The sequence below is a fragment of the Streptomyces sp. NPDC047043 genome (genome assembly GCF_040644055.1).
In the GTDB taxonomy this organism is placed as follows: domain Bacteria; phylum Actinomycetota; class Actinomycetes; order Streptomycetales; family Streptomycetaceae; genus Streptomyces.
Genome location: NZ_JBEYVO010000041.1, coordinates 56,692 through 82,944, shown reverse-complemented (window position 1 = coordinate 82,944; position 26,253 = coordinate 56,692). Strand labels below are relative to the sequence as shown.

Annotated in this window: 24 protein-coding genes and 2 pseudogenes; 13 read left to right on the top strand and 13 right to left on the bottom strand. The window is 71.9% G+C overall.

Translation table 11 applies throughout. From position 1 onward, the window contains the following. The first annotated feature begins 17 nt into the window (after nt 1-17). From ABZ880_RS45860 to ABZ880_RS45830, 7 genes are all read left to right on the top strand, one after another. Nucleotides 18-1,142 (top strand): FAD-dependent monooxygenase, encoded by a 1,125-nt coding sequence (locus ABZ880_RS45860; RefSeq protein ID WP_361276781.1) that lies wholly within the window; start codon nt 18-20, stop codon nt 1,140-1,142. Then, nucleotides 1,139-2,143, top strand: coding sequence for an amidohydrolase family protein (locus tag ABZ880_RS45855; protein ID WP_361276779.1), 1,005 nt, complete (start codon nt 1,139-1,141; stop codon nt 2,141-2,143). Before ABZ880_RS45860 ends, ABZ880_RS45855 begins: the two co-directional genes overlap by 4 nt. Further along, nucleotides 2,140-3,108: a cyclase family protein gene (locus tag ABZ880_RS45850; protein ID WP_361276777.1), complete on the top strand. Its 969-nt coding sequence runs from the start codon at nt 2,140-2,142 to the stop codon at nt 3,106-3,108. The genes ABZ880_RS45855 and ABZ880_RS45850 overlap by 4 nt, the downstream gene beginning before the upstream one ends. A 9-nt stretch (nt 3,109-3,117) precedes the next feature. Beyond that, complete coding sequence (locus ABZ880_RS45845; protein WP_361276775.1) at nt 3,118-4,524, top strand: FAD-binding oxidoreductase; 1,407 nt, start codon at nt 3,118-3,120, stop codon at nt 4,522-4,524. 3 nt (nt 4,525-4,527) lie between these two features. Next, complete coding sequence (locus ABZ880_RS45840; RefSeq protein ID WP_361276773.1) at nt 4,528-5,484, top strand: fumarylacetoacetate hydrolase family protein; 957 nt, start codon at nt 4,528-4,530, stop codon at nt 5,482-5,484. A gap of 150 nt (nt 5,485-5,634) precedes the next feature. Beyond that, complete coding sequence (locus ABZ880_RS45835) at nt 5,635-6,627, top strand: LysR family transcriptional regulator (RefSeq protein WP_361276771.1); 993 nt, start codon at nt 5,635-5,637, stop codon at nt 6,625-6,627. A 39-nt stretch (nt 6,628-6,666) separates the two neighbouring features. Further along, nucleotides 6,667-7,437: an SDR family oxidoreductase gene (locus ABZ880_RS45830; RefSeq protein WP_361276769.1), complete on the top strand. Its 771-nt coding sequence runs from the start codon at nt 6,667-6,669 to the stop codon at nt 7,435-7,437. On the opposite strand, the gene ABZ880_RS45825 is transcribed toward ABZ880_RS45830, so the two are convergent. The 5 genes from ABZ880_RS45825 to ABZ880_RS45805 are packed head-to-tail and all read right to left on the bottom strand — an operon-like array spanning nt 7,412 to nt 11,289. Beyond that, on the bottom strand, nt 7,412-8,848 hold the full coding sequence (locus ABZ880_RS45825; protein ID WP_361276767.1) for an MFS transporter: 1,437 nt from the start codon (nt 8,846-8,848) through the stop codon (nt 7,412-7,414). The two genes, ABZ880_RS45830 and ABZ880_RS45825, sit on opposite strands and share 26 nt — an antisense overlap. Nucleotides 8,849-8,850: 2 nt before the next feature. Next, nucleotides 8,851-8,976, bottom strand: a complete 126-nt coding sequence (locus ABZ880_RS45820) for a hypothetical protein (protein WP_361276765.1) — start codon at nt 8,974-8,976, stop codon at nt 8,851-8,853. 50 nt (nt 8,977-9,026) lie between these two features. Continuing rightward, nucleotides 9,027-10,283: an RNA polymerase sigma factor gene (locus tag ABZ880_RS45815; protein ID WP_361276763.1), complete on the bottom strand. Its 1,257-nt coding sequence runs from the start codon at nt 10,281-10,283 to the stop codon at nt 9,027-9,029. Continuing rightward, nucleotides 10,280-10,558 carry a YciI family protein gene (locus ABZ880_RS45810; RefSeq protein WP_361276761.1) on the bottom strand — a complete coding sequence of 93 codons (279 nt, stop codon included), beginning with the start codon at nt 10,556-10,558 and terminating at the stop codon, nt 10,280-10,282. Before ABZ880_RS45810 ends, ABZ880_RS45815 begins: the two co-directional genes overlap by 4 nt. Continuing rightward, nucleotides 10,555-11,289, bottom strand: a complete 735-nt coding sequence (locus tag ABZ880_RS45805; protein ID WP_361276759.1) for an SgcJ/EcaC family oxidoreductase — start codon at nt 11,287-11,289, stop codon at nt 10,555-10,557. Before ABZ880_RS45805 ends, ABZ880_RS45810 begins: the two co-directional genes overlap by 4 nt. An 89-nt stretch (nt 11,290-11,378) precedes the next feature. Here ABZ880_RS45805 and ABZ880_RS45800 point away from each other — a divergent pair. Next, a pseudogene (locus tag ABZ880_RS45800) lies at nt 11,379-12,472 on the top strand (M20/M25/M40 family metallo-hydrolase). An 81-nt stretch (nt 12,473-12,553) separates the two neighbouring features. After that, on the top strand, nt 12,554-13,105 hold the full coding sequence (locus tag ABZ880_RS45795) for a hypothetical protein (RefSeq protein ID WP_361276835.1): 552 nt from the start codon (nt 12,554-12,556) through the stop codon (nt 13,103-13,105). Between the two features lie 82 nt (nt 13,106-13,187). Here the strand turns inward: ABZ880_RS45795 and ABZ880_RS45790 are convergent, their stop codons facing one another. From ABZ880_RS45790 to ABZ880_RS45770, 5 genes are all read right to left on the bottom strand, one after another. After that, nucleotides 13,188-13,772: a DUF402 domain-containing protein gene (locus tag ABZ880_RS45790; RefSeq protein ID WP_361276756.1), complete on the bottom strand. Its 585-nt coding sequence runs from the start codon at nt 13,770-13,772 to the stop codon at nt 13,188-13,190. Nucleotides 13,773-13,935: 163 nt separating this feature from the next. Further along, a complete protein-coding gene (locus ABZ880_RS45785; protein ID WP_361276754.1) occupies nt 13,936-15,468 on the bottom strand; it encodes an MFS transporter in 1,533 nt (510 codons plus the stop codon). 11 nt (nt 15,469-15,479) lie between these two features. Next, nucleotides 15,480-15,893 carry a VOC family protein gene (locus tag ABZ880_RS45780; protein ID WP_361276752.1) on the bottom strand — a complete coding sequence of 138 codons (414 nt, stop codon included), beginning with the start codon at nt 15,891-15,893 and terminating at the stop codon, nt 15,480-15,482. 6 nt (nt 15,894-15,899) lie between these two features. Beyond that, on the bottom strand, nt 15,900-16,670 hold the full coding sequence (locus ABZ880_RS45775) for an SDR family NAD(P)-dependent oxidoreductase (protein WP_361276750.1): 771 nt from the start codon (nt 16,668-16,670) through the stop codon (nt 15,900-15,902). Nucleotides 16,671-17,211: 541 nt separating this feature from the next. After that, nucleotides 17,212-18,132: a zinc-binding dehydrogenase gene (locus ABZ880_RS45770; protein ID WP_361276748.1), complete on the bottom strand. Its 921-nt coding sequence runs from the start codon at nt 18,130-18,132 to the stop codon at nt 17,212-17,214. Between the two features lie 110 nt (nt 18,133-18,242). On the opposite strand from ABZ880_RS45770, the gene ABZ880_RS45765 reads away from it, so the two are divergent. The 3 genes and pseudogenes from ABZ880_RS45765 to ABZ880_RS45755 form a co-directional block, all read left to right on the top strand. Next, nucleotides 18,243-19,070 (top strand): class I SAM-dependent methyltransferase, encoded by an 828-nt coding sequence (locus ABZ880_RS45765; protein WP_361276746.1) that lies wholly within the window; start codon nt 18,243-18,245, stop codon nt 19,068-19,070. 278 nt (nt 19,071-19,348) lie between these two features. Further along, nucleotides 19,349-20,494: a transcription termination factor Rho gene (gene rho, locus ABZ880_RS45760; protein ID WP_361276744.1), complete on the top strand. Its 1,146-nt coding sequence runs from the start codon at nt 19,349-19,351 to the stop codon at nt 20,492-20,494. Between the two features lie 78 nt (nt 20,495-20,572). Beyond that, a pseudogene (locus ABZ880_RS45755) lies at nt 20,573-21,454 on the top strand (serine hydrolase); the annotation flags it as partial. Nucleotides 21,455-21,504: 50 nt separating this feature from the next. Here ABZ880_RS45755 and ABZ880_RS45750 read toward each other — a convergent pair. Both ABZ880_RS45750 and mptB read right to left on the bottom strand, forming a co-directional pair. Then, on the bottom strand, nt 21,505-22,836 hold the full coding sequence (locus ABZ880_RS45750; RefSeq protein WP_361276742.1) for a glycosyltransferase 87 family protein: 1,332 nt from the start codon (nt 22,834-22,836) through the stop codon (nt 21,505-21,507). Continuing rightward, nucleotides 22,833-24,227: a polyprenol phosphomannose-dependent alpha 1,6 mannosyltransferase MptB gene (mptB, locus tag ABZ880_RS45745; protein WP_361276740.1), complete on the bottom strand. Its 1,395-nt coding sequence runs from the start codon at nt 24,225-24,227 to the stop codon at nt 22,833-22,835. Before mptB ends, ABZ880_RS45750 begins: the two co-directional genes overlap by 4 nt. A gap of 178 nt (nt 24,228-24,405) precedes the next feature. On the opposite strand from mptB, the gene ABZ880_RS45740 reads away from it, so the two are divergent. Continuing rightward, a complete protein-coding gene (locus ABZ880_RS45740) occupies nt 24,406-25,176 on the top strand; it encodes an alpha/beta hydrolase (RefSeq protein WP_361276738.1) in 771 nt (256 codons plus the stop codon). 10 nt (nt 25,177-25,186) lie between these two features. Here ABZ880_RS45740 and ABZ880_RS45735 read toward each other — a convergent pair whose 3' ends face one another. Beyond that, nucleotides 25,187-26,125, bottom strand: coding sequence for a glutaminase (locus ABZ880_RS45735; protein WP_361276833.1), 939 nt, complete (start codon nt 26,123-26,125; stop codon nt 25,187-25,189). Nucleotides 26,126-26,253 lie beyond the last annotated feature (128 nt).

Below are 26,253 nucleotides of genomic sequence, written 5' to 3'. Positions count from 1 at the left end.
GTTCGCAAGGATCGCCCATGCCCGTACAGAAGGTGCTCGTCGTCGGCGGCGGCATCACCGGAAGCGTGTTCGCCCTCGCGCTCGCCCAGCGCGGCACCGAGGTGGACCTCGTCGAGATCTCGCCCCAGTGGTTCGGCGTGGGCCACGGCATCACCATCCAGGGCAACGCGCTCAAGGCGCTGCGCTCGGTGGGGGTACTGGAGAAGGTGCTGGCCCGGGCGGTGCCGTTCGACATCATGCGGCTGCGCCGCGCGGACGGCGCGCTGATCACGGAGCTGCCCACCCCGCACACCGGCGGCCTCGACCTGCCGTCCACCGCGGGCGCGCTGCGCTCGGACCTGCAGAACGCGCTGTGCGAGGCGGTGTACGGGCACGGGGTGCAGGTGCGGCTCGGCCTGTCCGTCGAGCGGCTCGACGACTCCTCCGCGCACGTGGACGTGACCTTCACCGACGGTTCCGCGGGCCGCTACGACCTCGTGGTCGGCGCCGACGGCATCAACTCGGCGATGCGCGGGCTCATCGGCATCACCCGGCGGCCGCGCCCGGTCGGCATGTCGATCTTCCGGGTGGTGGCGGAGCGTCCCGCCGAGATGGACTGCGCCGAGGTGTACTACGGCGGCCCCCGATTCAAGGCCGGCTACAGCCCGATCTCCGCCGACCAGTGCTACGCCTACCTCCTCGACGAGAACCTCGACGCCTCACTGATCGGCCCGCGCGCCCCGCTGTCGCTGATGCGCGAGCGCGGCGAGGGTTACGGCGGCACCTGGGGAAAGGTCATCGCCTCGCTGCCCGAGGACACGGCGGTCGACTACCGCTGGATCGAGGCGGTGCTGGTCGACGAGCCGTGGCACCGCGGTCGCACCATGGTCATCGGCGACGCGGCGCACGCCTGTCCGCCGCTGATCGCACAGGGCGCCGCCATGTGCATGGAGGACGCGGTGCTGCTGGCCGAACTGGTCACCGGCGACGAGCCGTTGGAGAAGGCCCTCGATCACTTCATGTCCCGGCGGCTGCCGCGGGTGCGGATGGTGCTGGAGAACTCGCTGCAGCTGGCCGAGTGGGAGATCAACCCCGGGACACCGGGTGCCGATCCCGCCCGCATCATGTCGGAGACGCTCGAGTCGCTGACGGCGGCCGCATGAGCACGCCGGTCGTCGACTTCCACGGCCATCTGGCCGTCCCGGCCGCCGACGCACTGGTGGCCGGCACGCCGGGTCTCGCCGCCGAGCTGGCGGCCGAACAGCGCGCCCACTCCCCCGCGTCGCTGGCCGTCAACCGGACTCAACTTCAGCGGCTGGCAGGAAGGTTGACGGACGTCGCACAGCGTCTCGCCGACCTGGACGCGATGGGAGTCGACCTCCAGGTGGTCGGCCCGATGCCGATGCACCACTACTGGGCGGAGCCGGACCTCGCCGTCCGGCTCGCCCGCACCGTCAACCAGGCGGTCGCCGCGCACTGCGCCCAGGCGCCCGAGCGACTGTACGGGCTGGGCACGGTCCCGCTGCAGCACCCTGACCTCGCGGTCGCGCTGCTGGACAAGGCGGTCACCGAGTACGGCCTGTACGGGATCAGCGTCTCGACGACCGTCGAGGGGCGAGAGCTGGCCGACCCGCGGCACGACGAACTCTGGCAGAAGGCCGAGGAGTTGGGCGCGGTCGTCTTCGTCCACCCGTGGGGCTGCTCGCTCGGCGAGCGACTGGCGACCAACTACCTGGGCAACACCGTCGGCCAACCGGCCGAGACGACGGTCGCGCTCTCCCACCTGATCTTCACCGGGGTTCTGGACCGCTATCCGCGGCTGAAGCTGGTGGCCGCGCACGGCGGCGGCTATCTGCCGACCTGCATCGGGCGCTCGGACCACGCCTGGCAGGTCCGGGAAGACGCGCGTGGTTGTGCCGAGCCGCCGAGCAGCTATCTGCGGCGCATGTGGTTCGACGCGCTGGTCTACACCCCGCGCGCGCTGCGCCACCTGGTCGAGGAGGTGGGCGCCGACCGTGTCGTGCTCGGCACGGACCACCCCTTCGACATGGGCGTCGATGACCCGCTGGCCCGCCTGGACGCCGCCGGGCTCGCCCCGGCCGACCGTGCCGCCGTCGCCGGGGGCAACGCCCTCGACCTGCTGTTGAAAGGACGTATCCGATGACCCTGGGTCCGATTGAGGAAGAGCTCGCCAAGGCCCGTGCCGCGTACCGGAATTGGGGCCGTTGGGGTGAGGACGACGTGCTGGGCACGCTCAACTTCATCGACGACGCGATCCGCGCCCATGCGGCGGGCCTGATCCGACGGGGGCGGTCTTTCTCGCTCTCGCTGGAGTTCAACGAGGACGGCCCGCAGCGCGGTTTCCGCGGTCGCATCAACCCCGTCCACTACATGAAGGACACCGGCTCCGACGCGGCGGCCGGCACCCAGGGCTTCCCGCACGGCTTCGGCGGCGCGGACGACCACATCGTGATGCCGCTCCAGGCCTCCACGCAGTGGGACGGCCTGGGCCACATCTACGACAACAAGCAGGCGTGGAACGGCCGTCCGTGCACGATCGTCAACGGCGACGGCGACTCGGTGACGGGCATCGAGCACATGCGGGACGCGTTCACCGGGCGGGGCGTGCTCCTCGATGTCGGCCGGGCGGTCGGCGACGAATCCGGTGAACTCCCCGACGGATTCCCCATCTTGGAGGAGCACCTGCGCACGACCATCGAGGCGCAGGGCGCGACGTCGAGCGTCCGGCGCGGCGACCTCGTCCTGGTGCGCACCGGACAGATCGGCCGGGTACGGCGGCTGGGCGAATGGGGCACGTACGCGGCCGGCGACGCACCCGGCCTCTCCTTCACCTCCCTGGGCTGGCTGCACCGTACGGAGATCGCGGCGATCGCCTCCGACACCTGGGGCCTGGAGGTGCGTCCGTACGAGTTCGCCGAGCCCGCGATGTCACCGCTGCACCAGATCGCCATCCCCAACATGGGCCTCCCGCTCGGCGAGATGTGGGACCTGGAGGCGCTGGCGGAGGACTGCGCGGCCGACGGCGTGTACGAGTTCCTGCTGGTCGCGGCGCCGCTTCCGGTCACCGGCGCGGTGGGCGCCCCCGTCAACCCGATCGCGATCAAGTGAGAGCCCCAATTGACTGTCATCAATCGGGGGACGACCCCCGAACCCCCGCGTGAGAACCGTTTCTCCGGCACCCTCCACCTCCCCGGTGACGAGGACTTCGAGGAGGCCTGCTTCGGCCGGGTCTTCAACGCCCGCCGCCCGTCGGACCGTTCACCGGCCGCTGTCCTGAAGGCGCTCACCGAGCAGGACGTCGTCGAAGGCGTACGCCTCGCCCTGGAGCGCGGCTGGCAGGTCGCCGTCCGCTCCGGCGGGCACAGCTGGGCCGCCTGGTCGGTGCGCCGGGACGCGCTGCTGATCGACCTCGGGGACTTCCGCGAGATGACGTACGACGCGGCGACCGGGATCGTGACGGCGACGCCCAGCGTCAAGGGCGGCGACGAACTCAACCCGTATCTCGGCGAGTTCGGGCGCTTCTTCAACGGCGGGCACTGCCCGTCCGTCGGCATCGGCGGCTTCCTCCTCCAGGGCGGGCAGGGCTGGAACGCGCGCGGCTGGGGCTGGGCGGCGGAGAACATCGCCGCGATCGACCTCGTCACCTCCGAGGGCGAGCTGGTGCGCGTGGACGAGACACAGAACAGCGATCTGTTCTGGGCGGCGCGCGGCGCGGGCCCCGGCTTCTTCGGCGTCGTCACCCGCTTCCATCTGCGCACCCGCCCGCTGCCGAAGCACCTGGGGCACACGGTGCACGCGTACCCCCTGGACCTCTTCGACGAGGTCATGACGTGGCTGCACGGCATGCACCACACGGTCTCGGACCTGGTGGAGATCGTCGCGCTCACGCAGACGCCGCCCGACCACGACGAGCCGGTGCTGCTGGTCACGGGCGTGTCGATGACCGACACCGCGGAGCAGGCCGCCCAGGCGCTGGCCCCGCTGCACGCCAACCCGTACGCGGACCGGGCCCTGTTCCGCGTCGAGGCCCAACCCACCACGCTGGCCGCCCAGTTGGACAACCAGCGCACCGCCAACCCCGAGGGGCACCGATACCTCGTCGACAACGCCTGGCTGACCGGCCCGGCCGAGGCGGTCGTGCCGGCGATCCGCAAGGCGTTCACCGAGCACCCGACCCGGCAGACCTTCACCATCTGGTTCTCCATGGCGCCGCTGCGTCAACTGCCGGACATGGCCTTCTCGTTGCAGTCCGAGATCTACTGCGCCACCTATGTCGTCCACGACGAGCCCGAGCGCGACGGCGAGCTGCGCGCCTGGCTGGACGCGGCGATGGCGGCGATGCAGCCGGTGACCGCCGGGCAGTACCTCGGGGATTCCGACTTCACCGTCCGGCAGCTGCGGTTCATGGGCGAGGAGCAGTGGCGGCGGCTGCAGGAGATCCGCGCCGCCCGCGATCCGAAGGGCCTGTTCGCGGGCTATCTGAGCGCGGGAGCCGTCACCAACACCAACCACTGGGAGCACTGAGGCATGCGTTTCGCGACATACGAGTACGAGGGCGAGGAGCGCGCCGGGGTGGTACGGGGCGGGGTGATCCATCCGCTGCCCGAGGGGGTCACCGTCCTTGCGCTCATCGAACAGGAGGTCCTGTACGCCGCCGGCGTCGAAGCGCTGCAGGAGACAAGCGACTTGACGGTCGATCAGGTGCGGCTGCTGCCGCCGCTGAAGCCGCCGTCGATCCGGGACTTCGTCGGCTTCGAGGCGCACATCGAGGGCGTCTCGAAGTCCCTGGACGGGCTCGAGCAGGTGCCCGAGGAGTGGTACCGGGCACCCAACTTCTACTTCACCAACCCGCACGCGGCCTACGGCGCCCACGACGACGTACCGATCCCGGCGGGCTGCTCGGTGCTCGACTTCGAGCTCGAGGTCGGGGCGGTGATCGGCCGCAGCGGCCGGGACCTCACGCCCGGGCAGGCACGCGAGCACATCGTCGGCTATCTGGTCTTCAACGACTGGTCGGCGCGCGACCTGCAGAAGCCGGAGAAGAACCTGGGGCTCGGCTTCTCCAAGGGCAAGGACTTCGCCAACACCCTCGGCCCCTGCCTGGTCACCGCGGACGAGGTGGAGGACCGGCGGGACGCCGACGGCTTCCTCGACCTGGAGATGACGGTCACCCTCAACGGCGAGCTCATCGGCCGCGACACTCTCGCCAACGTGTCCTGGACCTTCGAGGAGATGATCGCCTACGCCGCCCGGGACGCCTGGGTGCGGCCCGGCGACATCCTCGGCTCGGGCACCTGCGGCTGGGGTGCGCTGGCGGAGTTCTGGGGCCGGCTCGGGGAGCGCACACCGCCTCCGCTGACTCCGGGTGACGTGGTGACGCTGACCGTGGAGCGGCTGGGCAGCGTGTCCAACCGGGTGGTTCCGGGCCGTACGGACGTGTATCTGCCGCGGGCCCGCAAGCGCGGACGGACCCCGCGGCCGTAGCGACACGCCGTTCTGACCTGCACGTATCCAGGGATCCGATGGTTGTTATCGGATCCCTGTGAGTTGTCCCCGGAGCCCTTCCTCGGCGATTGTCCCGTCGTTACGCTCCGATTTCACCGAGCTTCAACGACGCGGCCGGAAGGAACACCCATGGGTCTCGGAGCTATCGACCTGAATCTTCTGGTGGCGCTGGAAGCCCTCCTGGAGGAGAAGAACGTCACCCACGCGGGCGTCCGGCTGTCCACCAGCCAGTCCGCGATGAGCGGCTCGCTGGCCCGGCTGCGCCGGCACTTCAACGACGAGTTGTTGGTGCGGGTCGGCCGGGAGTACGAGCTGACGCCGCTGGCGGAGCGGCTGCTGCCGGTGGTGCAGGCCTCGCTGCACAAGGCCGAGGAGGCGCTGTCGCTGACCAGACACTTCGACCCGCAGCGCAGCCGGCAACGCTTCTCGGTGGTGATGTCCGACTACGTGATGTCGGTGTTCGTGGAGCCGCTGCTGCGGGTCATCGCGGAGGAGGCGCCCGGGGTGCGGATCGACTTCCACCCCATCGTGGAAGGGCAGCTGGAGAACGAGACCCATCTGCGCTGCCACGACCTGATGATCGTGCCCCTCGGCTACCAGCTGCCGGGCGTGAGCGAGGCCGTGATGCACGACCGGTTCGTGTGCCTGGTCGACCCGAACAACCCGCGCCTGGTGGACGGGCGCCTCGGCCTGCGCGACCTGGCGGAGATGCCGCACGTCGCGTGCGCCATCGGCAAGCTCACGCCCGCCGACCGCCAGCTGGAGACCCTGGGCATCACACCGCGGGTGCAGGTCAGCACGCCGGGCTTCAGCGTGATGCCGTTCCTGCTCAGCGGCACCGACATGGTCGCCCTGGTGCCCGAGCGGCTCGCCCGGCGCTACGAGGGCTTCGCGCGCTGCACGACCGTACCGACGCCGTTCCCGGACGTACCGCTGGTGGAGGCCATGTACTGGCACCACAACCGGCACTCCGACCCGGCCCACCGGTGGCTGCGCGAGACCGTGCGGAAGGTGGGCGCCTCGCTGGACGTGCCGTTGGGCTCGGACGCGCCCGAGGAGATCGCGGCCGTGGATGCCAGCCATGGCGAACACGCGTTTCCGGAGCTGTCCGCGGCTTCCTAGCGTGGACGGGAGACATCCCGCACGCAGTTTGGAGGAGCCGTGAGCCGTACGCGTCTGACGGGCCGTACCGTCGTCGTCACCGGGGCCGCGCAGGGCCAGGGAGCCGCGGAGGTGACGGCGGCCGCCCGGGAGGGCGCGACGGTGGTCGCGACCGACGTCTTGGACGAGACGGGCGAGAAGCTGGCCGCGTCCCTGCGCGCCGACGGCCTGGACGTGACCTACCGGCACCTGGACGTGTCGTCGCCGGAGGACTGGGCGGCGCTGGCCGCTTCCCTCGAGGTGGTGCACGGGCTGGTCAACAACGCGGGCATCCCGATGCGGGCCCGCCTGGGCGAGGTCGAACTCGCCGACTGGAACCGGGCGTTCGCGGTGAACACGACGGGCGCCCTGCTCGGCATCCAGGCGCTGGCCCCGCTGATGCCGGCCGGCTCTGCCATCGTCAATGTCGGTTCGGTGGCGGGCCTCACGGCCCATCACGCGGTGGCGTACACGGCGAGCAAGTGGGCGCTGCGGGGGCTGTCGAGGGTGGCGGCACTGGAGCTGGCGCCGCGCGGCATCCGTACGAACGTGATCCACCCGGGCTACATCGAGACGCCGCTGATGGCGTCCGCGAACCCGGTGTTCGTGCAGGCGCACGTGTCGATGACGCCCCAGGGGCGGGGCGGCACGGTCGACGAGGTGGCGCCGCTGGTCGTCTATCTGCTGTCCGACGAGGCGTCGTACGTCAATGGCGCGGAGATCACGGTCGACGGCGGGTATGCGGCGCACGGCGGGGTGAAGGCGATCACGAACGCACTCGACGTTTCGTGACGACCTCGGCAGGGCGGGCCTGCCCCGATCGGCGTCGAGGGCGCAGCAGGACCAGCGCGCAGACCAGCGCGGTCGCCGCGAGCACCACGCACGCCGTGAACGCGGCCCGGTAGCCCTCGGTCAGGGCGCCGAGTGGTGAAGGGCCTTCCGCATGGGAGAGCGCGACGGTCGTGACGACGGCGACCCCGAACGCGCCGCCGATCTGGAAGGCCGCGGTGTTGATCCCGGAGGCCACGCCTGCCTCCCGCTCCCCCACGCCGGTCAGGGCGGCGATGGAGCCGGCCACCGCGCAGGCGCCGAGGCCCGGTCCGAAGAGCAGCAGCCCGGGCAGCAGGTCGCGGACGAAGCCGCCGTGCACCGGCACCCCGGCCAGCAGCAGGCTGCCCGCGCCGACCAGCGTGAGCCCGCCGACGGCGACCGGGCGGGCACCGATGCGGGTGACCAGGGCCTGTCCGGCGTAGGAGCCGACGACGGCGCCGACCGGCATCACGACGTTGGCGAGACCGAACCGCAGCGGGGAGTAGCCAAGGACGCCCTGCCCGTACTGGGACAGCGTGTACGACATCCCGAAGGCGCTCGCGCCGAGCAGGAACACGACGAGATTGCCGCCGCTGACCGTCCGCGCGCGCAACAGACGCAGGGGGACGAGGGGTGCCGTGGCACGGGCCTCGATGCGGGTGAAGAGGACGGCGAGGACGACTGCGGCGGCGAGCAGCCCGGTCGTCCGCGCCGACAGCCAGCCCGCCTCGGGCGCCTCGACGACCGCGTACACGCAGGCCACGAGTGCGGCGGTGGCGGTGAGGGCGCCCGCCGGGTCGAAGGAGCGCGCCCGGGTGTCGGTGCGGCTCTCGCGCAGCAGCAGCGGGCTGAGTGCCAGCAGGAGCAGGGCGACGGGGACGTTGAGGAAGAAGACCCACTGCCAGCCGAGGACATCGGTCAGAGGTCCGCCGATCAGCAGGGCGGCGGTGGCACCGAAGCCTCCGCTGCCGGACCAGATGGCGAGTGCCCTGTTGCGTTCGTGCCCTTCCCCGAACGTGCTGACCAGCAGCGAGAGCGCACTCGGTGCCATGACCGCGGCCGACAGGCCCTGAACGGCGCGTGCCGCGACCAGCACACCGGCCGTCCAGGCGAGCCCGCACAGCAGCGAGGACAGCCCGAACAGCAGCGTTCCGGTCATGAAGACGCGGCGGCGGCCCAGCAGGTCGGCGGTGCGGCCGCCGAGGAGCAGCAGACCGCCGAAGCTCAGCAGATAGGCGCTCATCACCCACTGGGCGGCATCCGCGGACAGCCGGAGACCGCCCGCGATCGACGGCAGGGCGAGGAGCACGATCTGCGCGTCGAGGATCACCATGAACCCGGCGACGCACAGCAGGGCGAGGGCGTACCAGCGGCGGGAGTCGGTGGCGGGCACGGTCAGCCTCCCAGGCGCAGACCGGCCAGCCAGACGTCCGGTGCGCCGTGGGTCGGGCGTGTACGCAGAACCGAGGCGAGGATCCGGCGGAGCCTGGAGGTGGGGCGGGTGTGCGCGTGAGCGGTCATCGGAGCCTCCGGTGTCGTGTGGGTGCTTTCACCCCACCGACGAACGGCTCCTACGCGGATCGACACTCCGCGAGCCGCTTCTCCAGAAACCTCCGCTCGGCGTCGTTCTCCACCAGCTCCAGCGCCCGCTCGTACGCCTCGGCCGCCTCGCTCGTACGTCCGCTGCGGCGCAGCAGGTCGGCGCGGGTGGCGGGCAGCAGGTGGTAGCCGGCCAGCTCGCCCTCCGCCTTGAGGTCCGCGACCAGGGCGAGGCCCGCGTCGGGTCCCTCGGACATGCCGACGGCCACCGCGCGATTGAGGCGGACCACGGCGGAGGGCACGAAGCGCGCCAATTCGCCGTACAGGGCGGCGATGTCCGCCCAGTCGGTGTCCTCGGCCGTGGCGGCGGTGGTGTGGCAGGCGGCGATCGCGGCCTGGATTTGGTACGGCCCCGGGCGGCCGCGCCGCAGCGCCGTCTCCAGCAGCACCGCGCCCTCGTCGATCTCGGCGCGGTCCCAGGCGGTGCGGTCCTGATCCTCCAACGTGACCAGCTCGCCGGCCGCGTCCACGCGCGTGTGCCTGCGGGCGTCGTGCAGCAACAGGAGCGCGAGCAGGCCGAGCGTCTCGGGCTCGTCGGGCATGAGGCGGGCCAGCACGCGCGCGAGGCGGACGGCCTCGGCGCACAGGTCGGTGCGGACCAGGTCGCCGCCGGACGTGGCCGCGTATCCCTCGTTGAACAGCAGGTACACCACGCCGAGCACGCCCGTGGTGCGCTCGGGCAGGAGATGCGCGGGCGGCACCCGGTACGGGATACCGGCGTTGCGGATCTTCTTCTTGGCGCGCACCAGGCGCTGCGCCATGGTCGCCTCGGGGACGAGGAAGGCGCGGGCGATCTCCGGTGTGGTCAGTCCCGCGAGCGTGCGCAGGGTCAGCGCGACCCGCGCCTCGATGGCCAGCGCGGGATGACAGCAGGTGAAGATCAGCCGCAGCCGGTCGTCCTCGACGCCGCTGTCGTGGCCGTCGTACTCCGGATCGTACGGTCCCTCGTCCCGCGCCAGCACGGCCGCCTCCCGCAGCTTCGCCGCCCCCACCGCCTCCCGGCGCAGCACGTCGAGAGCGCGGTGGCGGGCGGTCGTGGTCAGCCAGGCGCCGGGGCGGCGCGGAATCCCGTCGCGCCGCCACCGGTCCAGGGCCTGGGCGAAGGCGTCCTGCGCGCACTCCTCGGCGAGGTCCCAGTCGCCGGTCACCCTGATCAGGGTGGCGACGACCTGGCCCCACTCCTCGCGGAAGGCGGCGGCGACGGCCTCCTCGACATCGCGCACGTTCACTCGCGGACCGGCCTCACCTCGACCGTGCCGCCGCCGAGGGCGGCGGAGTGCTTCGCGGCGAGGGCGATGGCCTCGTCGAGGTCGTCGGCCTCCACGAGGTCAACACCCGCGATGTACTCCTCGGTCCGGGCGAACGGCCCGTCGCCGAGCAGGACTTCGTCGCCCGCGACGCGGACGGTGGTGGCGTCGGCGGGATGGCACAGACGCGCGGTGACCCGTGCGTCGGCGGGCTCCTCCTCGTCCGCCGGAGCGCACACGAACAGCACGTACTTCACGGCTGTTCCTGCGCCGGCCGCGCGGGCGAGACGTGCTCGTGGGTGATCAGCCAGCGCAGGCCTGCGTTGCGGTAGCCGGTGGTCACGCGCAGCACCTCGTCCACAGACGTGCCGTCCGTGCGGGTGGCACGCGTGCGGACGAGCGCGTGGGCGAAGGCGATGCTCTCATCGACATGGATGCGGAACTCCAGCACCTCACGGATCACCGGCCCGGTGACGGTCGCGAACTCGTCCTCCACCGCCTTGCGGAGGGCATCGAGGCCGTGCCGCTCCCCGCCGTCGGCGGGGTGGAAGATCTCGGCGTCCGGTGCATAGCAGGCCAGCATCCGCTCGACGTCGCGCTCGCGGGCCGCCTCGGTGAGTTCCGCGTCGAGCCGGCGGACCGAGGTCTCCTCGTCCTCCTCGTCCCACATCGGCCAGAAGGGCCGTACCTCCATGGCGCCGATGGTGGCCACCGGGTGCTTGGCGGCCGCCTCGACCGCCTCCTCCAGGCTGTCGCACTCCAGCACGTCGAAACCGGCGACGTACTCCTTGGTCTCCGCGAACGGCCCGTCGGTGCGCAGCACCTCGCCGTCGCGCACCCGCACGGTGACCGCCTCGGAGGGCAGGGCCAGCCGGTGGCCGTGCAGCCGTACGCTGCGGTCGCCGAGTTCCTCCACCCAGGGTTCGACGGGTGCCATGCCCGAGGCGTCGGCCGTGTCGTCGCCGCAGACGAGCAGCATGTACTTCATGGTTCCTCCCGGTCGTCACGAGCTTCCTGCACCCCACCGACGAACGGCGGCGGCCCGAATCGACACCCCCGTACTCTTGCACCGTGACCATGCACATGCCCGGCGATCTCAGCATCGACGCGATGATCGAGGACCTCAGGATGCTCGTCGAGGTCGAGTCGCCTTCGCGTGATGTCGAAGCCCTGACGACCTCGGCGAAAGCCGTCGCCTCGGTCATCGAGAACCGGCTCGGCGGGCGGGCCGTCCTCGTCGCGAGCGAGGTCGGGCCGCATGTGCACTGGTCGGGCGGCAGCGACCCCAAGGTGCTGATCCTCGGCCATCACGACACGGTGTTCCCGCTGGGCACCCTCGAGCGCCGTCCGTTCAAGGTCGAGGGTCGGCACGCGACCGGTCCCGGCGTCTTCGACATGCTGGGCGGGCTGGTCCAGGCGATTCATGGCGTGGCCACGCTGGAGGACCGGTCGGGCGTGGAGATTCTGGTGACCGCCGACGAGGAGGTCGGCTCCCGCGCCTCCCGCGCCCTCATCGAGGAACGGGCCCTGGCCTGCGGTGCGGTGCTGGTGTGCGAGGGCGCCGCGGACGGCGGGGGCCTGAAGACCGGCCGTAAGGGCTGTGGCACGTTCGAGGTCTCCGTCACGGGCCGGGCCTCGCACGCGGGCCTGGAGCCCGAGGCCGGCATCAACGCCCTGGTCGAGGCGTCGCACCAGGTACTGCACATCGGGCACTCGGCCGCCCCGACATCGGTACGACGGTCACGCCGACCGTCGCGACCGCAGGAACCCTGGACAACGTGGTCCCCGCCGAGGCGAAAGTCGTCGTCGACGTCCGCGTCGAGTCGGGCGCCGAGAAGGAGCGCATCGAGTCCGCGTTCGCCGCGCTGGCCCCGCATGTGGCCGGGGCGAAGGTCACCGTCGAGGGCGGCATCGGCCGGCCCCCGATGCCCGAGTCGGCCTCGGCCGAGCTCTTCGCGTCGGCACAGCGGCTGCTTCCCTGGATCGAGGGCCGGGCGGTGGGCGGCGGCAGCGACGGCAACTTCACGGCCGCACTCGGCGTGCCGACACTCGATGGCCTGGGGGCGGTCGGGGGCGGTGCCCACGCCGACCACGAGTACCTGGTCATCGCCTCCATGGCTGAGCGGGCGAACCTTGTTGCCGGGCTCGTGAAGGCGATCCGGAACGCCTGAGGACCGCCACCTGCCAGGGAATTCACTGGGTGATCTCCTCGCCGGCCGGTACCGTGCGCGGTAGGACTGCGGGGGGGTGAGCTGGTGCGTCCAGCGCTGTTGGTGGATGTCGACGGACCGCTGAATCCGTATGCGGCGAAGCCGCACCGGCGGCCCGACGGCTACGAAACGCACCGTCTGCTGACCCCTCGTTGGGAGGCGGCCGAGCGGCGCCGGCTGGTCGCGTGGGGGTCGCCGACCAGGCCCGTGAAGCCTCTTCGGGTGTGGCTCAATCCGGATCACGGATCGGCACTGGCCGCGCTGCCCTTCGACCTGGTCTGGGCGACGACGTGGGAAGAGGAGGCCAACGATTTCGTCGCGCCGATCCTGGGCCTGCCCGAGCTGCCCTTCATCGCCTGGCCCTCGCCGCGGCCCGAGCCCGCAGGAGGTGTGTTCTGGAAGACGCCGGAGATCGTCGCGTGGGCGGACGGCCGCGCGTTCGCCTGGGTCGACGACGAGATCACCGATGCCGATCGGGCATGGGTGCAGGCGCATCACCACGGGCCCGCGCTACTGCACCGTGTCGATCCCCGGGCCGGGCTGGGCCCCGATGATTTCGCCGTGCTCACGGAGTGGGCGGCGAGCTTGAACTGAGCATCAGAGGCCGAAGTCCACGACGTCACCGGACAGTTGGGGCGCGGGCGAGTCGGGCTGGGAGCGCCAGATCCGCCCGATCTCATCCGCGGCGAACGGCCCGCCCCCGCTGTTCGATCATGGCGACCGCTTCCTCGCGGGCCTGGTCGACGGCCCGATGATCGGCCTCGCTCACCACGCCCAGTCGGCGACCGTGGGCGTATGCGTCCTCGTCCTTCCAACTCCACCGCGAGAGATCGGGTGCGATCACCAGGTCCAGGAGAAGGTCGAAGGTGTCGAAGCCGAGGGCCGTGCGGCGCATGGGCTGCTGGAAGTTGACGTACCAGTGGGCCAGTTGGTCGTCGTCGGCGACGTCGTAGAAGGCGTGCACGCTGAACCACGCACCCGGCTGCACCCACTGCAGCGTGGCCGTGCTCCGCCACGACCAGCGGTCGAGCTGCCGGCGCCCACGGGCCAGGTTCGGCAGGGCCCGAAGCCTCGCGGCCTCGTCGCCCGTCAGGAGCCACTCGATCCACGTCGTCGCGGCCAGCAGCTCCGCGCCGGGCCGGCAGCCCAGCACGAGCGCCTCGGCGCCGTCCTCGACGACCCGCAAGGCGTGCGCGCTCCACACCTGCCGACGGAACACATCACGGCGAACAGCCGTCTCACCCGGCTCGAACCTGCGCACAGCCCCACCTCCGCACACCACGATGCATCGCACACCGTGTGGCGAGGCTCCGAACCGCGCAGAACCCGCGAAGCACTCGCGGGGTGCCGAAACACGAGGAAGAGGCCGGGGTGTGCGACCCCGGCCTCTGTCTCGGTGCTCGTTGCACCGACCTCCGCGCTCCTTACGCCGACGCCGCCTGGATGCTCGGCTCGTCCACGCCCACCGCCGAGCGGGCGGTGTTCTTGCGGACCAGCAGCAGAGTGACCACCGCGCCGAGCAGGGAGGCGCAGCCGCAGATCACCACGCCCACCGCCATGCCGTGCCCGAGGGCGGTCTGGGCGGCCGCCCGGGCGCTGTCACTGCCGGCGTTGACGACGGCGAGCGGTCCGGCGGCCGCCTCCATGCCGGCGTCGGCGCCGCTGAGCTTGCCGACCAGGACCCCGGAGGCGGCACTCATCGCGACGGTGCTGATCACGGCCGGGCCGAGCGCCTGGCCGAACTCGCGGACCAGGCTGGTGGCGCCGCTGGCCATGCCGGTCATGTTGATCGGTACGGCGTTCACGGCCGCGGAGGTCAGCGAGGAGACCACGCAGATGAAGCCGACACCCAGCAGCAGCACCGGACCGATGAAGGCGGCCAGGGAGGTGGTCGTGATGGGCAGCGCGGCGATCCAGAACTGGCCCGCGGCCATGGGCAGCAGCCCGCCCATCAGCAGCCAGCGTGGCTCCACCCGGGTGAGCATCTTGCTCAGCACGGGCGCCAGCAGCAGCGGGATCAGCTGCAGGATCACGAACGGCATGCCGGCCCTGAGCGCGCTCAGGTGCATCACGGCGCCGAGCCGGATGGAGACGCAGTAGGCCGTGCCGATGAACCCGAACATGCCGGCCAGCGCGACGACTGCCGCCGCGGCGAACGACGGGATCTTCAGCAGGTCCAGGTTGAACATCGGGGACGCGGACCGCTTCTCGGCGAGGAAGAAGCCGATGAGGGCCACGGCGGCCAGGGAGAGCGAGCCGACGATGGCCGGGCTGCCCCAGCCGCGCTCGCCGCCCTCGATGATGCCCCACAGCAGGGCGGTCAGACCGACGGCGATCGAGATCTGACCGGGCCAGTCCAGCGAGCGGCCCTCGGGCGCCTTGGAGTCGGTGACCAGGATCCAGCAGGTGACACCCACGGCCAGACCGAGCACGACCGGCGGCACGAACGCCCAGCGGAAGTCCGCGACCGTGGCCAGCACACCGGAGGACAGCGGGCCGGCGGCGGAGGCGAGGGAGATGCTCAGCGCCCAGGTCGAGACCGCTTTCGCGCGGTCCCTCTCCCCTGGGGTGGCGGCCGCGATCACCGCGAGGGAGCTGGGGAAGAGCGCGGCGGCGCCGACACCGGCGAGAGCCTGGCCGATCCAGAGCATGGTGATGTTCTGGGAGGTGGCGTTGAGGAGTTCGCCGAGCGCGAGGATGAATCCGCCGAGTACCAGCAGACGCTTACGGCCGAACAGGTCGCCCACCACGCCGAAATTCAGCTCGAGAATGGCAGTGGGGAGAATGAAGGCGGAGGTCACCCAGGCCACCTGGGAACCAGAGGCACCGAAAGCGGCCTGAATATTGCCGTTGATCGGCGAGGGCACCGTAATGCACAGCTGTGCCGCGGCCACCGCGAGACAGCACGCTATGAGCGTCCCTGTGTCGAGTTTCTTCAAGGAAATCGATTCCGTCATCGCGCGTGCCCTCACTCTGCGTTTTTCTCTATGAGTTCGATGAGATTTCCCTCGGGGTCGGTGACCCAGGCCATGCGTATACCGGGCTCGGGGGACGCTCCCGGTGGCATGACCTCGCCCGCTCCGTGGGCCACCAGGGCCTCGTAGACGGGGTCGAGTTCGGGGGTGGTGACCGCGAAGTGCCCGTATCCCTCGGTCAGGGCGGCGGTCAGCGGGTCCGGCGCGCGCAGGCCGGGCGCGGAGCCGGGTCGGGCCAGCAGTTCGATGCGCCAGCCGTGCGGATGCTCCAGGACGACGGCGCTCAGCCCTGGCCCTTCGAGCCGGAACTCGAAGACCGGCTTCAGCCCGAACGCCTCCTTGTACCAGCCGGTCAGTGCCTCGAGATCGCGTACGTTGACGCCCACGTGGTCGAGTCGGGTGTCCACGGCCGCTCAGCCCGCCATCGCGCTGTCGCCGCCGTCGACCATGAGATTGGCGCCGTTGACGAACGCGGCCTCGTCGGAGCAAAGGAAGGCCGCGGCGCGCGCGATGTCCTCGGGCTCGCCGACCCGCCCGACCGGGATCCGCGCCTCCAGCTGGGCCTTCGGCCCGTTCGGATCGTCGAGGAACGGGGCGGTGGCCGAGGTGCGGGTCATGCCGGGGGCGATGGTGTTGACGCGGATGCGGTGCGGGGCGCCGGCCGCGCACAGGTGCATGCTCATCGCCAGCACCCCGCCCTTGGCGGCGCCGTGCGGCACCATCGGCATGAACGGCGCGCCCCGCACGGCGGCCACCGATGCGACGTTGAGGACGGCCCCGCCGCCACGCGCGATCAGGTGCGGCCAGGCCGCCTGCGTGCAGAAGTACGGGATGTCCAGCTCGTTCTTGATGGTGAAGTACCAGTCGTCGGCCGGCATCGTCTCGAACGGACCGTTCCGCAGCGCGGAGGCGTTGTTGTAGAGGATGTCGATCCCGCCGAAGGCCGAGATTCCGGCGTCGATCCACTCCCTTGCGCCCGCCTCGGTGGACAGGTCGACGGGCGCGAGGGACTGCATCACTCCGCCGGCCTTCTCGACGAGTTCCACGGTTTCCGCGGCGCTGTCCTCGTCGATGTCACAGCCGAATACGGTGGCGCCTTCCGCAGCGAATACCAGTGCCGCGGCCCGGCCTATTCCGGCCCCCGTTCCACTGATGAAAGCGATTTTCCCGGCCAGTCGACCCATGATTGCCCAAGTCCCTTGTCCCGTGCCCGCCGAAGTGCGGTGGTGGCAGCGTAGGTATGGGGTTGAGCCGGAACAAGAAATAGGTCAGCGAAGGGCCATCGGGGGTTCGTATGGCTGGTATGCGGGCCGGAGTCGCGAGGGACGGCGGCGCGAACCGCGGGCTACCGCCGGGCGGGCGGCCGACGAGCCCGGTGCACACTGCAAGGCGGCACCAGGTCAGCCGCCGGGCAACCCACTGAAGGCGGCCGCGAGCACGGCTCATGCCATCGTCCGGCCCAGGCCTACCGGTAGCGCGGGGCGGCTCGTCGGCGAGCACGCTGCAAACCCACTGCGAGCACGGCACATCCCATCGCCCGCACGGCGCAGGCGACCGGTAGCGCGGGGCGAGCCCGCCGGCAACCGCGGTGCAAGCCGCCGAACGGCGCACGGGCGAGCCGTGGGCGACGGCGACGCAAGTCAACCGCGAGCACGGCACAGGCCGACCGCAGGCACGACGAAGGCCGACGGCAGGCACGGCGCAGCCCGTCCGCCGGCAGGGCCGTCACCCCACGTCGAGGACCGCCTTGCCGCGCAGCCTGCGGCTGCTGAGCGCGTCCACCGCGTCCGCGATCTTGTCCCAGGGGCCGCGCCAGCCGACCGGGACGCGCAGCTTCCCGGCGGCGACGAGCGCGAGCAGCCGCCCCAACTGAGCCTGCCGGTCGGTGAGTCCGCCGCCGTTGTAGACCGACACGATCGTCTTGGGCGCCCTGCTGCCCAGCGTGGAGCCGACGGGCAGCACGGCCTCCCGCCCGGAGGCCCAGCCGATGCTCTGCAGGCTGCCGCCGGATGCCAACAGGCCGTAGGCGGCGGCGAGTTGGTCACCCCCGACCGTGTCGAGCACGATGTCGACCGGTTCCGTGACCTGATCGATCCCGCGCACCGTCTCGTCCGCCCCGAGTTCCGCGACCCACCGCAGCCCGTCCTCGGACCCGGCCACCCCGATGACGTACGCCCCGCCGAGCGCCGCGAGCTGCACCGCGAACCCGCCCACGCCGCCGGACGCCCCGGTCACCAGCACGCGCCGCCCGAGCAACGCCCCCGCCTGGTCGAGCGCCCGCAGCGCGGTGCCCGCCGCCACCGGCAGCGCGGCCGCCTCACCCAGGTCGACACCGTCCGGGACCACGGCGACATCGGCCACGTCCATCGCCCGCAGCGCGCCGAATCCGCCACCCTCCGCGAAGCCCACGACCGGGCTACCCACCGCCGGCCCGGTGCCGGCCGCCGCGGCGGCCACGACGACGCCTGCCGCGTCGAAGCCGATCACCTCACCGGGTTTCGCCTGCTGCGCGAACCACAGCTCGGCCGCGTTCAGCGAGGTGTGCCGGACCTCGACGAGGACCTGGCCGGGACCGGGCCGCGGGTCGGGGGCCTCCCCCGGCCGCAGCCGCCCGGGTGCTTCGGAGTCCACGATCAGTGCGCGCATGACGTGCCCTTCCTGTCGTCGGCCACCCGTCCCACGCCAACCGTGACCGGTCCGGAGTTCTTCCCGCCATACGGAAGGCATACGGAGCCCGTCCACGGTTGGATGTCTTCATGACCACCGACGAGCACGCACGGCTGATGCGGGCCAACCAGGCCAACTGGGACGCCCGCACCCCCGTCCACCTCGCCAGCCGGTTCTACGGCCTGGACCAGGACCTCGACCCGGCCCGCTGGTTCGCCTCCTTCGAGTGGGACGACCTCGGCGAGCTGACCGGCCGCGACGTGCTCCACCTGCAGTGCCACCTCGGCACCGAGACCATCGGCTTCGCCCGGCGCGGCGCCCGGGCCACGGGCCTCGACTTCTCCGAGGCTTCGGTGTCCGCCGCACGAGACATCGCGGCCGAGGCGGGCCTGGACGTCGACTACGTACAGGCCAATGTGTACGACGCCGAACAGGCCCTTCAGGGGCGGCAGTTCGACATCGTGTACACCGGCAAGGGCGCCCTCTGCTACCTGCCGGACCTGGACCGCTGGGCGTCCGTCGTCTCCCGACTCCTGCGCCCCGGTGGCCGGTTGTACCTCGTCGAGTTCCACCCCCTGCTCAACTCCCTCGGCCCGAAGCCCGGCCCGGGCGAAGGCCCCGAACTCCTGCTGCGCCACGACTACTTGGCCGGCGACGGCCCCGTGCACCGGGACGCGACGCACACGTACACCGACGGCCCGGCCGTCGAGGGCGCCACGGACAGTTACGAGTGGATGCACGGAATAAGCGAGGTCGTCAATGCGTTGACCGGGGCAGGACTGACCATCTCCAGCCTGCGGGAGAGTGACGAACTGCCCTGGCCACGCTGGCCGCAGATGGTCCGCGCCGAGTCCGGCTGGTGGCGACTGCCGAAGCCACGGATCCCGCTCCTGTACGGCCTGCTCGCCACTCGCTGACGGGTTTGACGCCGTAGCCCTTGTGGTACGGTCCTGCTAGCACTTGTGTACGCCCCCTTGAGGGCGCCGGTGCGAGTCCCATTTCAGTTCGCCGCATCGCCCGCCGTTTCCCGGCCGGTGCACCGGCTTTCCAGCACCGCCTCGTGACCGGCACCGCTGTGCCGTACCCCGAGGTGCTGTTCCCCGCCGCCGAAGGCCCATGTCCGCCTTCCTCTCGCGGCTCCCACCCCTTCCTTCCGCATGTCACATGCCATCCGTCCTCGAAAGGACCCATCACCATGACCACCACTCTCGAACACCCCCCTGTCAAGCAGGAGCCCACGACCCAGATCGCCACCGGTGTCCTCGACATCGACGCGGGCGGGAAGGGGCACCTGCGCGGCGAAAGCCTGCTGGCCTCGCCGTCCGACCTGCCCGTCTCCCCCGCGCTGATCCGCCGCCACGGCCTGCGCAAGGGCGACCTCGTCGAAGGCGTACGCGACGGTCGGCGCGCCCTGACCGAGGTCGTACGGGTCAACGGGCGCAGCCCCGAAGAACTGCGCGGCCGCCGCCACTTCCGTGACCTGACTCCGCTGCACCCGCGCGACCGGCTCCGCCTCGAGCACCCGGCGGCCGGGCTGACCGGGCGCGTCGCCGACCTGATCGCGCCCGTCGGCAAGGGCCAGCGCGGGCTGATCGTGGCACCGCCCAAGACCGGCAAGACCGTGCTGCTGCAGCAGATCGCGGCCGCCGTCGCCGGCAACCACCCCGAGTGCCGCCTGATGGTGCTGCTGCTCGACGAACGCCCCGAGGAGGTCACCGACATGCGGCGCTCCGTGCGCGGCGAGGTGTACGCCTCCACGTTCGACCGGGCGGCCAAGCAGCACATCGCGCTCGCCGAACTCGTCGTCGAACGGGCCAAGCGGCTCGTCGAGGCGGGCGAGGACGTCGTGATCCTGCTCGACTCGCTGACCCGGCTGTGCCGGGCGCACAACAACGCGGCCGCCGCCGGTGGCCGCACCCTGTCCGGCGGCGTGGACGCGACCGCGCTGCTCGGCCCGAAGCGGTTCTTCGGCGCCGCCCGGCTGGCCGAGGAGGGCGGCTCGCTCACGATCCTGGCCACCGCGCTGGTGGAGACCGGCTCCCGCGCCGACGACTACTTCTTCGAAGAGCTCAAGAGCACGGGCAACATGGAACTGCGCCTGAACCGTGAGCTCGCCTCCCGGCGCGTCTTCCCGGCCGTCGACATCAACCCGTCCGGCACCCGCCGCGAGGAACTCCTCCTGACCCCGGCCGAGTTGACCGCCGTACGCGGCCTGCGACGCGCCCTGCAGACCCGGGACGGCCAGGCGAGCCTGGAGACCCTGCTGGAGCGGATGCGGGACACCCCCGACAACGCGACGTTCCTGCGGCGGATCCGGGGAACGGTGCCCGCGGAGCAGTAATAGGGCATCCGAGTGCTCACGCGCCCCGCTCGGCCCTGGCACCACCGCGTTCGACCGGTCCGTTTCTACGTTGATCATATGATGATCGGAATTACGTCCCGAGCTGCCCTCTCCACCTGCGCCCTCTGCGTGGCCGGCCTGCTGGCCTTCACCCCCTCGGCCCTGGCCTCCGGCGGCGACCCGGGGCCCACGCCCGCCCAGCGGCCGGCAGCAACGCCACATCCCTCGCTGCTCTACCACCCGGGCACGCAGCTCCACTCCCGCGGCGACGCCCCCCTCCTTCCCGACGTCTCCGCCCTGTCCTGGCTGGTGGCCGACGCCCGCTCCGGAGACGTGCTCGCCGCGCACGACGCGCACCGCAAGCTGCCGCCCGCGAGCACGCTCAAGACCCTCTTCGCGCTCACCGTGCTGCCTGTCCTGCCCGCGGGCATCCGCCACACGGTGCGGGAGAAGGAGCTGGCGGGCATCGGGCCGGGCAGCAGCCTGGTCGGCGTCGCCGAGGGGCACACCTACCGGGTCGCCGACCTGTGGCGCGGTGTCTTCCTCAACTCCGGGAACGACGCCGTGCACGTCCTGGCCTCGCTGAACGGCGGCTGGCGTGCGACGGCCGCGCGGATGCAGGCCAAGGCCCGCTCGCTCGGCGCCCTCGACACGCATGTGCGCTCGCCCGACGGCTACGACACACCGGGCCAGGTGTCGTCCGCGTACGACCTGGCGGTGTTCGGCCGGGCGGGGCTGCGCAACGCGGAGTTCGCGCGGTACTGCGGCACGGCCTGGGCCTGGTTCCCGGGCGGTGGCAGCGGGTCGTACGAGATCGTGAACACCAACCGGCTGCTGACCGGGGCGGACGGCGTGGAGCCGTACCGGGGGCTGATCGGTGTCAAGAACGGCTACACCAGCAAAGCGGGCAACACACTCGTCGCCGCGGCCCGCCGGGACGGGCGCACGCTCGTCGTCACGGTGATGAATCCCCAGGCGGGCGGCGGGTTCACGGTGTACGAGGAGGCCCGTCAGTTGCTCGACTGGGGGTTCGGGGCCGCGGGACGTGTCGCGCCCGTCGGCTCGCTGGACGCCCTGCGGCCCGGGCCGCGCCCGGGGCCCCACCCGGTGGCCGCGGCCGTCGCGCCGGAGCGGGGCACGGGCTGGCCGGAGGCGGGGGTCATCTCCGCTGCCGCGGCGCTCGGTGCGGGCGCCGTGGCGCTGGTGTTGCGGGGCAAGGGCGTGCGTCCGGTGGAGAGTTGACCGGTGGGCAGCCACAGCAGCAGGCCGAGGGTGATCCAGGCGTAGATGTTGCTGCCGAGGAATCCGTCGATGCCGGAGGCGTCGTGGAACCACAGCCACACCACGCTGGTGCACAGCACGGCGTACAGGGCGCTCGCGATGCGCGGGTGTCCGGCGCGGATCAGTACGGCGAAGGACGGCAACAGCCACACCAGGTGGTGCACCCAGGTGATCGGGCTGACCAGGCAGGCGGCCAGGCCGGTGAGGGCGAACGCGGCCGGCCAGTCGCCCAGGGTGAGTGCGCGGTGCGTCCGGTACGCCCAGACGGCCAGGACCAGCAGGACCGCCGCCGCCCACATCGTGCGGTCCGGCTCGCCGAGGCGGGCCAGGATGCCCTGCAGGGACTGGTTGGAGACGTAGTCGAGGCGGCCCACCCGGTTGGTGTCCCACAGGGCCCGGGTCCAGTAGAAGCGGGAGGCGTCGGGCGCCACCCAGGCCGCGAGCGCGGTGGCCGCGCCGGTGACGGCCGTGGCCGTGGCGGCCGCGCGCCACCGTCGGGCGAGCAGGAGCAGGCCGATGAAGACCGCGGGAGTGAGCTTGATCGCGGCCGCCAGGCCGATGCCGACGCCCGCCCAGCGGTCCCGTCCGGACCGCAGCAGCCAGGCGTCGGTCAGGACGAGGGCCAGCAGCAGGAGGTTGACCTGGCCGAAGCTGAAGGTGTCGCGCAGCGGCTCGAACAGGGCGAGGACGCAGGCGCCCAGGGCACAGCCGTACCAGCCGTAGCGCCGCCACGCCCCCTTGGTCAGGATGTGCACGACCACCGCCAGGGCGGCCAGGTTGAGCAGCAGCGCGCAGGCGATCGCCGTGTGCAGGCCCAGCAGCGCCATGGGCAGCATGCAGACGGCCGCGAACGGCGGGTAGGTGAAGCCGTACGTCGTGCCCGGCACCCGGTAGTCGTAGATCCGTCCGCCGTCGTGGACCCAGGTGTTGACGGCCCCGTAGTAGACGCGCAGGTCGAACCAGTCGCGCAGCAGCGGCACGGTCGCGGTGAAGACGGTGACGGCGGCGGCGAGGGCGAGGACCAGGAGGAGGCGGCCGCGGTCGGTGCGGGGCGGGGTCATGCCGTGCGCTCCAGGGCGGGTGCCTGGGCCGCCTGGTGGGCCTGCCACAGCACGACCACGGCGAGCACGCCGCCGGAGACGGCCAGCATCAGCTGCCCGCTGTCCACCGGGCCGCCGCTCGGCAGGGTGGCGAGCGCGAGCACTCCCGTCACGGCCGCCACCCGGTGCCGTACCGATGCGGTGGGCGCCGCGGCGGCGATGAGGAACAGCCCCCACAGGGCGTACCAGGGGCGGATCGCCGGGCCGAAGGCGGCCACCGTGGCGAGGCTGAGGCCCAGCGCGTAGACCGGGCGCGGGCGCAGCCGCCACCATATGGCCGCCACCACGACGGCGGTGACCGCGAGGCCGAGCACGTGCCAGACCGGGAGGGCCAGGGGTGCCAGGTCGCTGCCGAGGCGTTCCAGCAGGGCGCCGGTGGCCCGGCCGAGGAGGCTGCTGAGGGCCCAGTTGTGCGGGGAGACGGGCGTGTCGAGGGCGCCTATCCAGCCGTATCCGGTGCCGGCGACGGCGGTCGCGGCAACGGTGGTGGCCGCGGCGGCCACGACGGTGGTCACCACGGCCTTGGCAGGCCGGCGCCCGGCGCGCACCTGGAGCACCACGACCGCCGCGAGCCCCAGCACGGCAGGTGCCTTGACCAGGGCGGCGAGCGTGACCAGCACGGCGCCCAGCACCGGCCAGCGGCCGAGTGCCGCGACCAGGCCGACGCCGAGCAGGCCGAGCATGATGGCGTCGTTGTGGGCGCCGGCGACCAGGTGCAGCAGGACGAGCGGGTTGAGGGCGCCGAGCCAGAGCGCGGCGGCCGGATCGGCGCCGCTGTGGCGGGCGAGCCGGGGCAACGCGGCCGCCATCAGCGCCACGCCGAGCAGCGCGACCAGCCGCATCCCGACCAGGCCGGCGGGCAGTTCGCCGCGGGTCAGGCCGGACAGTGCGGAGGCGACGGCGAGGAAGACGGGGCCGTACGGCGCTCCGGTGTGCCGCCACAGCGGGGCCACCTCGTCGGCGAGCGGGCCGCCGAGCTGGGAGGGCCCGTGCGCGTACACGTCCATATGGGCGTCGACCATGGCGCCCTGCGCGAGGTAGCTGTAGACGTCCCGGCTGAACAGAGGCGGGGCGAGCAGCAGCGGCGCGGCCCAGACGGCGAGGACGAGCAGCAGGTCGCGCGGGGTGGGCGGTTCGGTGCTGCGGACGAGCCGCCCGAGCAGCAGCCAGGCGGCTATCAGCAGGACGACGCCGAAGTAGACGCCGACCAGGCCCAGCGCCGCGTGGATGTTGGCGGGGGCCAGCAGGTCTCGTACGGGCAGCGCGCCGGAGGTCTCACCGCCCAGGGCGAGGAAGGCGGTGCCGGCCAGGCCCAGGACCTGGCAGCGGCGGAGATCGACGGGAAAAGCCATGGCCAACACTCGGGAAGCGTGTCAACGCCGGGTGGCCGGAACTTGACGCGCCGCCCTCCGGACGGGGGCCTGCGTGTGACCGGCGTGTGATCTCGGGTGTCCGACCGATGAGTTCTCCGGGTGCGGAGGGTCTGCCTGGTACCCGACACTCGTTTGCGACTCTCGCAGAACGGACGTGATGACCGTGCCGCACAGCTCCGCCCATGCCAAGGTCAACGGCCTGGAGATGTACTACGAGGTCCACGGTGCCGGCGACGACAGCCGGCGTCCGCTGGTGCTGCTGCACGGCGGTGTGCAGACCGTCGGCCTGTCCTTCGCCGCCGTACTGCCCACGCTGGCCGCGGATCGCCGCGTCGTCGCACCCGAACTGCAGGGGCACGGCCACACGGCGGACACCGACCGCGATCTGACGGTGCCGAACCTCGCCTCGGACGTCGTGGCGCTGCTCGACGAACTGGGCATCGAGCAGGCCGACTTCATCGGCTTCAGCCTCGGCGGGCTGACCGCGCTCGAGGTCGCCGTACGGCATCCCGAGCGCGTCGGACGGCTGGTGCTCGCCGCCACGCAGTACCAACAGGGCGGCTACCACGAGGAGATCAGCACCCCTGGCTCCTCCTCCCCTCGGCTTCCCAGTCAGGCCGACTTCCAGGAGATGGCGGACGCGTACGCGGCCGTCGCCCCGCACCCCGAGCACTTCCAGGACTTCCTCGCCAAGGTCGCGGCCGCGGCGCACTCCCCGCTGCCGTGGACGGACGACGACCTGCGCGGGCTGCAGGCGCCCACGCTGCTGGTCATCGGCGACACCGACTTCGTGCGTGTGGAGCACGCGGCGGAGATGCAGCGGCTGATCCCCCGGGCTGCGCTGGCGGTCCTGCCGTCCACCACGCACGTCGATCTGATGCGGCGCACCTCGCTGCTGCTGCCGCTGCTGACGGAGTTCCTGGGCTGAGCCCGCCCGCTCAGAACACCGACACCCCGGTCAGGGTCGTGAAGCGGTCCAGCGCGGCGACTCCCGCCACCGAGTTGCCGCGCTCGTCGAGCCCGGGGCTCCACACGCACAGCGTGCAGCGGCCGGGGACGACCGCGATGATGCCGCCGCCGACACCGCTCTTGCCCGGCAGGCCGACCCGGTAGGCGAACTCGCCCGCCGCGTCGTACGTTCCGCAGGTCAGCATCACCGCGTTGACCTGCTTGGCCTGGCTGCGGGTGAGCAGCCGGCTGCCGTCGGCGCGGATGCCGTGGCGGGCCAGGAAGCCGGTGGCCAGGGCCAGGTCGGCGCAGGAGGCGGTGATGGAGCACTGGCGGAAGTACTGGTCGAGCAGGGCCGGGACGGGGTTTTCGATGTTGCCGTAGGACGCCATGAAGTGGGCGAGCGCGGCGTTGCGGTCGCCGTGTCCGGCCTCGGAGGCGGCGACGTCCTTGTCGAAGTCCAGCGTGGGGTTGCCGCTCTCGGTGCGCAGGAAGGTCAGCAGTTCGCCGGCTGCGTCTCCGCTACGGGTCTGCAGGCGGTCGGTGACGACGAGGGCGCCGGCGTTGATGAACGGGTTGCGCGGGATGCCGTTCTCGTACTCCAGCTGGACCAGGGAATTGAAGGGGTTGCCGGAGGGCTCGCGGCCCACGTGCTCCCAGAGTTCGTCGCCCTCGCGGGCCAGGTCGAGGGCGAGGGTGAAGACCTTGGTGATGGACTGCGTGGAGAACGGCTGCCGCCAGTCCCCCACCCCGTAGACCGTGCCGTCCGGCTCCGCGACCGCCATGCCGAAGCGACGCGGGTCGCAGGCCGCGAGCGCCGGGATGTAGTCGGCGGGGCGGCCGCGGCCGGGGGTGTGTTCGATCTCTTCTGCGATGCGCTCCAGGACGGGCTGGAAGGAGTGGGACGACGGCGTTGTCATGATCACCATCATGCCGCAAACCCACGCAGTGGGTTCGACCCCGTTCGCGGCCGCGGGCACGAGTCCGATCAGGCATGTCTTGGGGCGAACTCCGCGTGCTGGCCCGCCAGTCCCGAGCCCGCACGTCAAGGTGAGGC